Origin of the sequence: Oceanihabitans sp. IOP_32 (genome assembly GCF_009498295.1) — a bacterium.
Lineage (GTDB): Bacteria > Bacteroidota > Bacteroidia > Flavobacteriales > Flavobacteriaceae > Wocania > Wocania indica.
In genome coordinates this window covers 459032-473125 of the sequence record NZ_CP040813.1, presented here as the reverse complement: position 1 = coordinate 473125, position 14094 = coordinate 459032, and the positions used below count along the sequence as shown (strand labels likewise).

Below are 14094 nucleotides of genomic sequence, written 5' to 3'. Positions count from 1 at the left end.
TATAAAACATAAAAGATGATAAAAAGACTTTCATTAACAACTATTGTTGTGGTGCTCATACTGGGTTTAGCTCCACAAGATGGTTTTAGTCAACAAGATCCGCAGTACACCCATTACATGTATAATACCATGAGTATTAATCCTGCTTATGCAGGGCAACGTGAGACTTTGAGTATTTTAGGCTTAAATCGAACACAATGGGTGGGTATCGACGGTGCTCCAGAGACACAGTCGTTTAGTGTACACTCACCATTACGCAATAGGCGAATAGGTTTGGGATTAAATTTTGTTAGTGATGGCTTGGGGCCGGCACGCGAGAATTTTTTGGATGCTAATTTTTCGTACACCATTCCTATTGATGACAACAACACCAAGCTATCCTTTGGTGTAAAGGCGGGTTGGCATAATATTTCAACCGATTGGACAAAAGGTGTGTACCAAAATCAAGATGCGGTATTTAATCAAGATATCAGTTTGAACAGTATTATTTTTGGATCGGGATTGTATTTAAGTAACCGCAAGTGGTATGTTGGGTTATCTGTTCCTAACTTGTTTACCACCGAGCATTACGACGATTTTCAAGAATCTTTGGCCACCGAGCGCTTGCATTATTTTCTCACCGGTGGTTATGTTTTCGATCTTAGTGACAACCTACTTTTTAAACCTGCTTTTTTAGTAAAAGGCACCCAAGGGGCACCATTAATTGCTGATGTTTCGGCCAATTTTTTAATTCATGATTTGCTAACACTTGGTGTCGCTTGGCGTTGGGATGACTCCATAGCTGGTATGGCTGGATTTCAAATTACCCCAGGTATTTATATTGGTTATGGTTATGATTACACAACTTCTGGACTAAGCAATTATAATAGTGGCACTCACGAGATTATATTGCGTTTTGAAACACAACGCTTAGGTAGAATATTATCCCCACGTTTCTTCTAAATTTATATTCATGAAAAAAATAATTACATACATATGCGTAATAGTGCTACTACATAGCTTTAATCCAATACAAGCACAAAAGCTAAAGGCAAGATCGGTTAAAGATGACTACACCAATTATTCCTACATAAAAACTAGCGAAGTTTTACTCGAAGTAGTCGAGAACGGTTATAGAAATCAAGACGTCTTACAAAAGCTTGCTAATTCATTTTATTTTACGAACAAAATGGATCAGGCTGCTAAGTGGTATGGCGAACTGTTTATAGAAGCCGAAACGGAAAATTTTGTTGTAGATCCAGAATATTATTTTAGATATGCCCTTGCATTAAAAGGAACGGGTGATTATGAAGCTTCCGATGTATGGATGAAAAAATTTACAGCCGTTAAACCTGAAGATTCTCGAGGTAAATCTTTTTTGTCTAAAGTGGATTATAAGAGCGCCATAAACTTTAATAGGAATGATTTTATTGAGGTCGAAAATTTAGAAATAAATAGTAAGTATTCAGATTTTGGCGCGGCTTTTGTAAACGAAAATTTCGTTTTCGCCTCATCTCGAGGCGACGGTAAAATATACCAATGGAACGAACAGCCTTATCTTGATCTGTATAAGGTTGGTGAAATTTCAAATCCGACTTCCGTTAAACCTTTTAGCCCTAAAATCAACTCTAAGTATCATGAATCTTCTGCTACATTTACCAAAGATGGAAGCGTGATGTACTTTACAAGAAACACCTATTATAAAAGATACACTGTTAAAGATGGTGACGAAGGCGTAAACCGCCTACAACTTTATAGAGCAACATTAAACGATGCTGGTGAGTGGGATAATATTGAGCCCGTGCATTTTAATGATAAAAATTACAGCGTCGCGCACCCAGCGTTGAATTTTAATGACACAAGGCTTTATTTTTCTTCGGATATGCCAGGTACTTATGGTCAATCCGATATTTTTTATGTCAATATAAAAGATGATGGTACATTGGGCGACCCTATAAATTTAGGATCTTCCATTAATTCAGAAGGCAGAGAAACCTTTCCTTTTGTAAATGCTAATGGCGATCTGTTTTTTTCTAGCGATGGTTTTCCAGGTTTAGGGGGCTTAGACATTTTTGCCTCTAAGGATGTTGATAATAAAATCTCTCAAGGTGATGACAATACGTTTATAATTAAAAATATAGGCGAACCTCTAAATAGTAAAGCCGACGATTTTTCATACTATCAAAATCTAGATGGTAAATCTGGCTTTTTTAGTTCTAACAGAGAAGGTGGCAAAGGCGATGATGATATTTATAAGTATATAGTAACCGATTGCGAACAAGTTGTCGTTGGTGTGGTTAAGGACATAGCCACAAACGCTATTATTCCTCAGGCTACTATTATAATGCTTAATGCAAAAGGGGAGGAAGTAAATCGCAAAAAAGCATTGGCTGATGGAACCTTTAGCTTTAAGTTGGAATGTGAGAAAGAATATTTAATTAGAGCAGAACAAACCATGTACACTCCAAGTGAGAAGCGTTTTACTACACCATCTCTTAAACAAGAACTGAAGCTTGAAATGTTGCTAGAAAAGAATGAGCAGTTTTTAATGGAGCCTTGTGCCGATTTAGCGAAGTTATTAGACAATCGCATTATTTATTTTGACTTTGACAAATTTAACATAAGAAGCGATGCCGAGATAGAGCTTCAGAAAATAATAGCTATCTTGACTAAATACCCTAGTGCGACTTTAGATATTCGAAGCCACACCGATTGTAGAGGTCCCGAAGCCTACAATCTTTATCTGTCCGAAAATAGAGCTCAAGCTACACGACAATATTTAATTGATAAAGGAATATCGCCCGAGCGTTTAACTGCCAAAGGTTATGGCGAATCTCAGCTATTAAATGAATGTGCTTGTGAGGGTACTCCATCTAGTTGCAGTCGAGCCAAACACCAAGAAAACAGACGTAGCGAATTTGTTATCTCAAGCTTTAAAGGCGAAAAATGTATGGAGTAATATTTTAATAAGGAAAATGGTTTGTAAACCGAGATCAATACAATTGTTCAGGAAGATTGGAGTTTGTAATTGAATTTTTCAACGGTTTTTCTTATTGGTTTTTTTAACACACCTAGGGCTAAATATAAATTGTAAAAACTCTTCTGGTTAGACCATAATTAATATTAGTAAAAGCTTGATGTATAAAATTAAGGACTTTTTCTCTTCGGTTAAGTCCTTAATTTTAGTTTTCAAGAATACAGGTTTATAACCTTTCTAAAAAATAAAAAGTATTCAATTTTATTAATGTTAAAGCTCAACAGAATATGAGACGAATTTAATTTTAAAATGTCGTCTGGTTAATTTGAGCTATTTTTTGTTCAGATGATTTATTAAATCAAAGCACACCAGCGTTGTTGTTTTATGTTATATCTAAATATGGGCAAAAAAGAACTGCGAAGCACATCATGAACACCTATTTATAAAATGGAAAGATGTGAGTAAACAAATTATATGCGGCATGACATGGCTAATTTGGTATAAGAGGTAATGTTAATTTCAAATTTTAACAGATTAGTTTTATTTGAAATTTTAAAGAATATGCTATCCTTAAGAATAAAAAATAAGCATAGAGATTTCAATACCTTTTAATTTGCTTTTACTTACAAAAAGGGCTTTAAAGATACTATATGTACTACATTTTAAAAGTAAGAATAATATTAAATATATCATGTAGTAACATCTTTATTTGTTTTATATTTTATCACAGATAAATATTTGTTTTACAGTTATTTAAAATTTAATACCGATTATGTCTGCAGTTTAACGAGTATTTGTGTTAGTTGTAGAATTTTTACTATGTTTCTTACAAAAAATTACGTATTTTGTAAGTTAATATATTTAATTAACGTTTAAGTGTTTTTTATCCCTCAAAATCAACCTTGACACGCCAAAAATAATGTGTAATTATTACTAACCTACTTATGGAAAAGCCTACTTTAATTAAATCGAATAGCTCTTCACAATCCTTTCTTAGAGTAAAAGAGAATACTAGCTTATTATCTTGTGTGATTAAACCGTTTGAACTCTATTTTAATATTGTTCTACGGCACTTAATGTCATTTTCGTCTTTATCAAATTTCAGAGCGCTGTAATTATTAATTGTTTTTTATGGCCTAAACTGTGGGCTGCCTTATAACAAGAGGCAACCATAGATGATGCTTAATTAAACTCAATTTCTTGTGTCTTTATTATTTCTCTCTTCATATCGTTTTTATAACGGGTCATAAGCCCTTGTAGGTCAATTACAGCTTAAAGAGGATATAATTAAAGCACCTTCTCTATAAAATATTAAATATTTAATTTATTTGACATATGAATTTATCATTACGTTCATTCAAAAAAGTTACAAGTTTGCTTGTTTTAGTTTTCGGATTATTAAGTTTTCAGTCCCATTCTCAAGCTATTATTTCCTTCCCAGTAGATCCAGAGCCCGTTACGGTTTGTAATACGGCTTCGTTGTTAACGGTACAGGTAGATTTCGATGGGAGTTCATCTGGAGCTTCAGAAGCTTTAGTGACTATTCAATTGGCACAAAACATGGAATATGTTTCTGGTTCTGTACTAAAAATTTCAGGTGCGCCAGGACTTAGCATTTCAGAAGATGGTGGTACTCCAAATACGCCTATATTTAGAATTTCTGGGAGTATCGCAACGAGCGATCGAATAATTTTTACCATCGCCCGTAGCGGAAATTGTGAAGTAAGAGCATCTTCATTAGCGAACACGACTTTTCAATCTAGTGCTACTGTCGAAGTTAACGGACTGGTATCTTTTCCAAGAGTTTCACCATCGTACATCGTCGATTTTCCTGTGCTTACCTTTACCCAGCCAGCAGCTCAAAATAATGCTATAATAAATTCACAATACACACGTACCTTCGAAATTACAAATGGTGCTGATGGTTGTGCTGATGCGGTTTATTTTTCTATAGATCGTGCAAATGCCTCGACAGAATTGGTGTCTTTAACCTTAGGCGGCAATCCTATAAGTCCTACTTCGAAAGTTGGCAATATTGAATATTATACCATAAATGGTGCTTTACTTACTGCCGATGAACAACTGTGTAACGGTGAAACTTTAGTATTTACCGAGACCTATATTTTGAGAAATTGTTTAGGGGGGTCAGCAACACATTATGCCGTAGGCTGGGGATGCGATGCCAGTCCTGTGAACTGGTGTGATACCTCTACAGGTGTTGGGGCCATTACCACGGCTTTGGGTTTGCCAGAGTTTAAAAACAACGATCTTACCAATGAAAAAATTGGTTATGTTGATATGTGCACTTCTTTTACCGTACGATCAACATACCGAAACTCTGGAAGTGGAGATCCTGCAGCAGGTGGGTTTTACAATTTAAAAATTTTAAGAGGAGGGCACGCCTCAAGTAATGTGTTGCGTGGGTTTCCGGGTTTTGTAGACATTAGTAATGTCACTATTAGTGGGCAAAGTGTGCCATATTCCTTTAATACTGAAAACCATTTGGTGATTAATTTAGAGAATTATTTTACAAGCGATCCAGATGGGGCTGGTGTAGGTTTAGAGGATTTAGATGGCGATGGTTTCTATGATGATTTGCCTGTTGGTAATACCATAACAACAGAGTTTACTTGGGCATTTAACTGCGCCTTCTCGAATAGCTGTGGTTCTGCGGTAAATGATAAATATATGTACAAAGTAAGTGCTGTTTTGGAGTATAATACCATGTGCGATCCCACAACAGCGCTGTCAACAGATGTTATTTCTCATGTAAATGAGTCTTTAGGGTTTAATTATAGTCATTTTAAAACCAATGGTGCCGCACCTCCTAATGTGGAGGGTGGTGTGCCTTTTAGAGTAAGATTAAGTAGTTCTTATTTTGGTATAAGGAATCATTTTATATCATCAAACTCTCGATATTCTTATGAAATGACTTTACCTCCAAATGTTGCTATAGCTGGGACTGGTAATGTAATATGGACCAAAGGAAAATATGGAGGGTCTGGGGTGAGCTCATCAGTAGGGTATACACAAAATGGCGATGTGGTTACCATTACGGGACCCGATAAAGATTTTGGCTATGCCAATATAGACCTGGTGTACACTTGCGGAACTGGTGGTTCTATAGATATACCTTATACGGCTAATTTTATTAACGACATTAATACAAATTGCGATTGTTTAAAAGAATTGGCTTGTGGCACCTTAACCGTGAATGCCGATTGCCCTACTTCAGCTTGTTCTGCTGGGCCTAGTGTTAGTTTACCTGTAGTGCGACGATCTGATAATTCTTTGGGTTATACCGATAGAACACTAAGCACAAGACAATCGGCATCTAACATTAATGCTTACGATTTATCTAAAGCCTTGTATCTCGATGAGATTGAGGTGTCTAGCACCGTTACTCAAAATGGGGCGGCATCAAACTTTTACACACGTTTAGAATTACCAAAGACGTCCGGTGGTGTAAATAAACTAGAACCTTTAGGAGTAGATGTTGTTATTACTCGAGGTGCTACCGAACTTGTAACAGCATCTGTTACAACTTCTTCTATGGCAGAAAGCACGTCTACAGATCAAAAAATTGATTATAATTTAAGCTCTATTTTACCTTCTGGTGGACTTTTAGATGGTGATGTTTTAGAACTCGTAGCGCGTTACCGAGTGGCGACAAACTCTGGACTCCCCCAATTCGATGTGCAATCTGGAGGCGATTGGTATTGCTACAACCTCGATACGAACAACACAAAGGTTTTTTGCAATAATTTTGTTCCTGAAATGTATTTGGTAGGCACATATAGTATTAATGGCACCAACCCTTTTGTGGTTAATGGATGCCAATCTACCAATTTAGGATATAATACCAATTATTTAGCCAGACGTTTTAATACCTCAGGATTAAAATACACCGATGAGTTTCGCCCAGCACTTTATGTCACTTCTATGGAAGTTACCATGCCTCAGGGCTATGATTATGAAAAAGCTGAATTTATTTTGTATACACCTAGTTATGGCAATGTAAATCCAGCTCCCATAACCATTACGCCAACATCTGTAGTGGGTAACGTACTTACTTTTGAAAATCCAGGTACAGGACCAGAAAAATGGTCACCTCTAGAAATCACGGTTCAAAATGGCTATGGAGCACGAATACCATTTACTGTAAAAGGGAATTGTTCATCACAAACCTTCGAGCCTATTTCTTTTAAAGTTAATGTTATTGATTATTATTACCATACTGCTGGTTTAGCGACCATACCTAGTTCTTTTGAAACGGATCTCACCATAAATCGAAATATAGAGATGCAAAATAAACCTGGCATCTCACTTTTAGATCAAACAGGAAGTATTCAATCAAACAATTCATCAGAGCATTTTGTTGTTCGCTTAGAGAGTACAGGGGCATCTACTGCACCATACAATTGGATTGCTATCGATAATGTGCCAGGGGTTAGTATAACCCAAGTTGTAGATATTTCTACTGGAAGTGCAATACCTCCAACACCATATCCAGGCGGTAATATATACCATTTGAGTGAGACGGGATTAGCTTCGGGCGCTCTTAAGGATTATCGTATAGATTTTACATATACAACATGCACGACAACAGATATTATTGTACAAGGAGGATGGAATTGCTCAAGTTACCCTACCAGCCCTGCAGACTATTCGTTATGTAGTGCAGAATCGGTAACTTTATCATTTACACCACAATTAGCTGGTGTAGAAGTGCTACCAATTACGCAAGGAGGGCATAATGTTCCCTTGTGCGACCCCATTGCATACGAATACCATATTAATAGTACCAAATCGGGAAACGCTTTTAATAATACATTTACCGTTTATGGAAATACAGGCCTTAGTCCAGAACTGGGTAGTTTTGAGGTCGAGTTTCCCGTGGGATCTGGGGATTGGGATCCCGTAGGAGCAACTATTAACGGAACCGAATATACAATCGATTTAACAGAGCATCTGGCTTACCCAACAAACGGGTTAAATGGTGCTATAAATGCTGCTGGAGATACAAATAGTCGTCTCATGGCAGTGCGCTTTAATATGATTACCGATTGCGACTTCGTATCGGGCTCTTCCTTTAGTATGTCGACCGCAGCATCAAGTCAATGTGGTGATCCTGCATTTGGTTCCGATAGGAGGATTTCTTCAGCACCAATAAGTATTTTTGGAGCACAAGCAAATTACATTGTAAATACAAGTTTAACTGAAACAGGAGGATCTTTCAATAATTGTGGCGATCCAGTAACTTTACAAGGATTTCATCAAATAACTTCTTCTGGTAATACTACAGGTAACAACGCTTATATTGAAATTCGTTTACCATTGGGCTATACCTACACAACAAATTCTTATGCAGCCACAGGTTCATATCAGGCGGTCTTTAATAACGTGGCATCGACCCCAACTGGCGAAATTATTACATTAGATGTCCCTCAAGGAATGGCTTCTGGAACTACACTCAATTATACTTTAGAAATTAACGAAAGTACGACTAATTACGTGGCTTGTGGAAATCAAAGTATTCAAGTTGTTGTTATAGACCAAGTAACTGATGTTCCATGTAGTAGTGCCGCCGGAGGAACCTGTTCCACAATTATGGCGCAGGTAGGAGATTATAATTATAACTTTACAGTAGATAAAGCAGATGTTACCTTAACTTCAACAAGCACTACATCTTCTATTAGTGGTAGTAATGAAAATATTACAGCTAACTTTACTATTAATAATACAAGCAGCACTTTTGATGTCTCTTCGGGTACAATAGTAGATGCTTATTATGATGTAAACGGTAATGGTGTAGTAGACGGAAGTGACATTTTGGTGGGCAGTCAAACTGTAAATTCTGTTATTTCTGCCGGGAGTTCTGTGAATCACGCCATAAATTTCACTGCTAGTCCAACTCAAGTATGTAATATTTTACTAGAAATTTCAACAGATAACAATACCTGCTTATGTTCTGGAGCTGTTACTCCTATGCTAACACCCATCGTGCTTTCTGGTGTGGCTGGTAGTAACAAGACTGTATGTTTCTCAAATTCAAACATTCAATTAGGGGTTAGTGATAACACTAATTATTCCTATTCTTGGACTGGACCTAGTATTACAGAAACAGCTTTTTTAAGTAACACAGCAACTGCACAGCCAGTTTTTGAATATGGTGGTGCTCCCATTAAAACCCCTCAGACCATTACATATACCCTTACAATTACTCGACCAAATGGTTGTACTTCAACGGATACTGTAGATGTGATTGTTACACCTGCTCCTAATGCAGGTAGCGATGGAGCTCTAACTATTTGTACAGGCGATACGCTAACTACCGCAGAATTGTTTGGAGCCTTAGCAGGCAGTCCAGATGTTGGTGGAACCTGGAGTCCAGCTTTAACTGGCGCAGGCACTTATACTTATACCGTAGCGGCCACATCACCATGTACCACAGCTGATATCGCACAGGTTGTAGTGAGTGAACAAACGCAACCGAATGCAGGTAGCGATGGAACTCTAACCATTTGTGCAGGTGATACGCTAACCACCACCCAGTTATTCAGCGCTTTAACTGGTGCAGATACTGGTGGAACCTGGAGCCCAGCTTTATTTGGTGCAGGCACCTATACTTATACCGTAGCGGCCACATCACCATGTACCACAGCGGACACCGCACTGGTTGTAGTGAGCGAACAAGTCCAACCTAATGCAGGGACATTTAATAGTACTACTTTAACATTAACAGAAGGAGAGACTATAACAGTAACAACAAATGGAGATTCAGGTGGAACATTTTCATCTTCCGATACAAGTATTTTAACGGTTGATTCCAATACTGGTTTCGTTACTGCTATTAATGAAAGTACAGCTACAATTACATATACGGTACTAGCAATTGCACCTTGCAATGTAAATGCGACCGCTACAATTGACATAACTGTTGTTGTTCCTGTAATTGATGCTGTAGATGACAGTGCAGGGCCAATTAACGGCTTCGATGGTGGAGATGCAGGCATCAATGTCTTAGATAATGATACCTTAAACGGTTTACCAGTAGTGCCATCGGATGTGACGATAACATCGACCGCGACGCCAGAATTAACCGTAAATTCAGATGGTACAGTTACAGTGACACCTGGAACTCCTGGCGGGATATATAGCGTTACTTATACCCTTTGCGAGAATAATAATCCGACTAACTGCGATACAGCTACCGTAACGGTTGATGTAGCAGCTTGTCCATCTCCAGTAGACACCGATGGCGATGGTCTTAGCGATTGTGAAGAAACCACGGGTATCGACGATCCGCGTACAGTTGGTGTTCCAAATGGGATAACCGATGCCTTAGATCCTTGTGATCCAGGAGTTGTATTAGGAGATTTAAACAATCCGATATGGTCTAATGCCGATTGTGATGGAGATGGTGTAACCAATGCCGATGAAGTTGATCCAGATGGAGACGGTATTGCGAATACTGATGGTACAGAAACCAATCCTCTTGATGCTTGTAGTTTTAATGCATCAAATATTACCTTGCCAGTAACGACTAATGTTGTATGTCTAGCTTCGATAGAGGCCACTAAAACGGCTGAAGTATCTGGAATTAAATTGGGAGACCGAATAAATTATACCATTACGATAGCCAATACAGGTAATGTCGAGTTAGGCAGTTTAGAGCTTACCGATATTTTTACCGACGCACAAGGCAACGCCTTGATTTTAAGTAGTTTGCCAACGTTTGTGAGCTCATCTTTAAACAGTGAAGAAGGGGTTTTATTGCCAGGAGAGCTAGCCATCTACACAGCGCGCTTTACCATTAACCAACAAGCCATAACAGCAGGCGGTGTGTCTAACTCGGTTATAGTTACTGCTATAGGCACTAATAATGGTACTATTGTAAGCGATGTAAGTGATGATGGTGATGATTTTGATGGAAACACAACCGATGATCCGACGGAAACCGAATTAGGTTGTCTGCTTACATTTAATTTATTCTCACCAAACGGCGATGGTAATAACGACACCTTTATAATTAATTGTATTGATAATTACCCTAATAATACACTAGAGGTTTACAATCGTTGGGGTAATTTGGTTTACCGTAAAACGGGTTATAATAATGATTGGGATGGAACATCAAACGGGCGTTCAGTTATAAGAGCCTCAGAGAAACTTCCTGTAGGTACCTATTATTATGTATTAGATCTAGGAGATGGTAATAAGCCTAAAGTAGGATGGTTATATATAAACAGATAAAAAATTCTTATAAAACGTAAAAGATGATAAAAAGACTTTCATTAACAACTATTGTTGTGGTGCTCATACTAGGTTTAGCTCCTCAAGATGGTTTTAGTCAACAAGATCCGCAGTACACCCATTACATGTATAATACCATGAGTATTAATCCTGCTTATGCAGGGCAACGTGAGACTTTGAGTATTTTAGGCTTAAATCGAACACAATGGGTGGGTATCGACGGTGCTCCACAAACACAGTCGTTTAGTGTACATTCACCATTACGCAATAGGCGAATAGGTTTGGGATTAAATTTTATTAGTGATGGCTTGGGACCGGCACGTGAGAATTTTTTGGATGCTAATTTTTCGTACACCATTCCTATTGGTTATAATAACACCAAGTTATCCTTTGGTGTAAAGGCGGGTTGGCATAATATTTCAACCGATTGGACAAAAGGTGTGTATCAAAATCAAGACCCGATATTTAATCAAGATATCAGTTTGAACAGTATTATTTTTGGATCGGGATTGTATTTAAGTAACCGCAAGTGGTATGTTGGGTTATCTGTTCCTAACTTGTTTACCACCGAGCATTACGACGATTTTCAAGAATCTTTGGCCACCGAGCGCTTGCATTATTTTCTCACTGGAGGTTATGTTTTCGATCTTAGTGAAAAAGTGCTTTTTAAACCTGCTTTTTTAGTAAAAGGTACCCAAGGGGCACCGCTAATTGCTGATGTTTCGGCCAATTTTTTAATTAATGATTTGCTAACACTTGGTGTAGCTTGGCGTTGGGATGACTCTATAGCTGGGATGGTTGGTTTTTCTATATCGGAAGGGATTTTTATTGGTTATGGCTACGATTACACAACTTCTGGGCTAAACAATTACAATAGTGGCACTCACGAAATGATTTTACGTTTTGAAATGAAACGTGAAGATAGACGTTATAAGCCCCGGGGTTTTTAGAGAAAATAAGTTCTACTTAAAGACTAGAAAGACCATATTAAAACGGGATGACTTAGGTTTAGTTTGAGTGTCTTAAAATTAAAAAAGGGATGAATGATTTAACCACATTCATCCCTTTTAAATTATGGACAATGACCATTAAGACGGCGCTTGTATTTTGAGCGTATTATTTTCTAAATACAGTAGTAACTAACTTTAAAATAACCCTGTAATTTCACCATCCTCATTAATGTTTATATGTTCTGAAGCGGGATGTGCTGGTAAGCCTGGCATTCTCATAATATCTCCGGTAATAGGCACTAAAAAACCAGCTCCAGCTGCAATTTCAATTTCTCTAACCGTTATTATGAAACCTTTTGGGCGTCCTAATAATTGAGGATTATCAGATAATGATTTTTGAGTTTTAGCTATACAAATTGGCAGGTGATCTAAACTTAAATTAGAAATTTTCTTTAGATGTGCTTTAGCTTTTGAGGTGTAGTCTACACCATCGGCTCCGTAAATTTGTTTAGCAATCGTTTCTATTTTATGGGTAACGCTCGAATCCCAATTATAAAGAGGGGTGAAGTTTGATTTTTTCGACTCGACCACATCAATAACACATTGTGCTAATTCTAAAGCACCTTCACCACCTTTTGCCCAAACGTCTGCCAAGGCTACTTTTATATTTTTAGTTTTAGCGAAATCTTTAATTAATTGTATTTCGGCATCACTATCGGAGGCAAATCGATTAATGGCAATTACGGGAACAATATTAAATTTTAAAGCATTTTCAAGATGTTTTTCCAGATTTGGTAGTCCGTTTTTAAGGGCATCAATGTTTGGAGTTGTTAGAGATTTTAAATCGGCACCGCCATGATATTTTAAAGCCCGAATGGTTGTGGTTAGAACAATAGCTTTAGGTTTTAGTCCTGCGCTTTGACATTTTATATCTAAGAATTTTTCGGCACCTAAATCAAGTCCGAAACCAGCTTCAGTTACAGTATAGTCTGAAAGAGACATACCCATCAAGGTAGCGATTACAGAATTAGTACCTTGGGCTATATTGGCAAAAGGGCCACCATGAATTATGGCAGGATTACCTTCAATAGTTTGTACTAAATTGGGCTTTATGGCGTCTTTTAGCAAAGTAGCCATGGCACCTTCTGCTTTTAAATCTTTAGCATAAATAGCTTCTTTCTTATGGGTATAACCAATAAAAATATTTCCTAAACGTTTTTTTAAATCGGTTAAGTTTTCTGCTAAGCATAAAATCGCCATAATTTCTGAGGCTGCAGTAATGTCAAATCCAGTCTCTCTAGGAACGCCAGATGCTGTTCCGCCTAAACCAATAATGATATGGCGTAGAGCACGATCGTTCATGTCCATAACACGTTTCCATTCTACTTTTCTAGGATCTATATCTAAAGAATTTGTTTTACTTTGAATATTATTATCGATAAGCGCAGACAATAAATTGTGTGCTTTTTCAATAGCCGAAAAATCGCCAGTAAAGTGTAGATTAATATCTTCCATAGGTATTACCTGCGATTTACCTCCACCTGTAGCACCGCCTTTTATGCCAAAAACTGGGCCTAAAGAAGGTTCTCTTAAAACAACAGTGGTTTTTTTGTGTAATCGATTTAAGCCCTCCGATAAACCAATAGACATCGTCGTTTTACCTTCTCCAGCTGGCGTAGGTGAAATTGCAGAAACTAGAATTAAATTACTTTTGGCGGCATTTTGTTTGTTTATAGCATGTAAGGGTAATTTGGCTTTAAACTTGCCATACATTTCAATAGCTTCAGGTTTTATTCCAAATTTTTCAGCTATTTCTGTAATTGGTTTTGGTGTAATGGTTTTAGCTATTTGTAAATCGGTCATGTAAGTTATAATTTAAATTATCGATAATTTTTTACAGATGTAAACATATGAATTTTCTATTTTTTATTC

General features: G+C 37.4%; 5 protein-coding genes. 4 read left to right on the top strand and 1 reads right to left on the bottom strand.

Annotation, left to right across the window (positions count from 1 at the left end; translation table 11 throughout):
• The first annotated feature begins 15 nt into the window (after nt 1-15).
• The 4 genes from FEZ18_RS01950 to FEZ18_RS01935 all read left to right on the top strand — a co-directional run bounded on the left by FEZ18_RS01950 (nt 16) and on the right by FEZ18_RS01935 (nt 12162).
• A complete protein-coding gene (locus tag FEZ18_RS01950) occupies nt 16-942 on the top strand; it encodes a type IX secretion system membrane protein PorP/SprF (protein ID WP_153266756.1) in 927 nt (308 codons plus the stop codon).
• 10 nt (nt 943-952) lie between these two features.
• On the top strand, nt 953-2938 hold the full coding sequence (locus FEZ18_RS01945; protein WP_153266755.1) for an OmpA family protein: 1986 nt from the start codon (nt 953-955) through the stop codon (nt 2936-2938).
• A 1353-nt stretch (nt 2939-4291) separates the two neighbouring features.
• The gene (locus tag FEZ18_RS01940) at nt 4292-11212 is read left to right on the top strand and encodes a gliding motility-associated C-terminal domain-containing protein (RefSeq protein ID WP_153266754.1); all 6921 of its coding nucleotides are present in this window, start codon (nt 4292-4294) and stop codon (nt 11210-11212) included.
• A gap of 23 nt (nt 11213-11235) precedes the next feature.
• Entirely contained in the window at nt 11236-12162 is a 927-nt protein-coding gene (locus FEZ18_RS01935) for a type IX secretion system membrane protein PorP/SprF (protein WP_153266753.1), read from the top strand.
• A gap of 195 nt (nt 12163-12357) precedes the next feature.
• Here the strand turns inward: FEZ18_RS01935 and FEZ18_RS01930 are convergent, their stop codons facing one another.
• Nucleotides 12358-14034: a formate--tetrahydrofolate ligase gene (locus FEZ18_RS01930; protein ID WP_228122915.1), complete on the bottom strand. Its 1677-nt coding sequence runs from the start codon at nt 14032-14034 to the stop codon at nt 12358-12360.
• Nucleotides 14035-14094 lie beyond the last annotated feature (60 nt).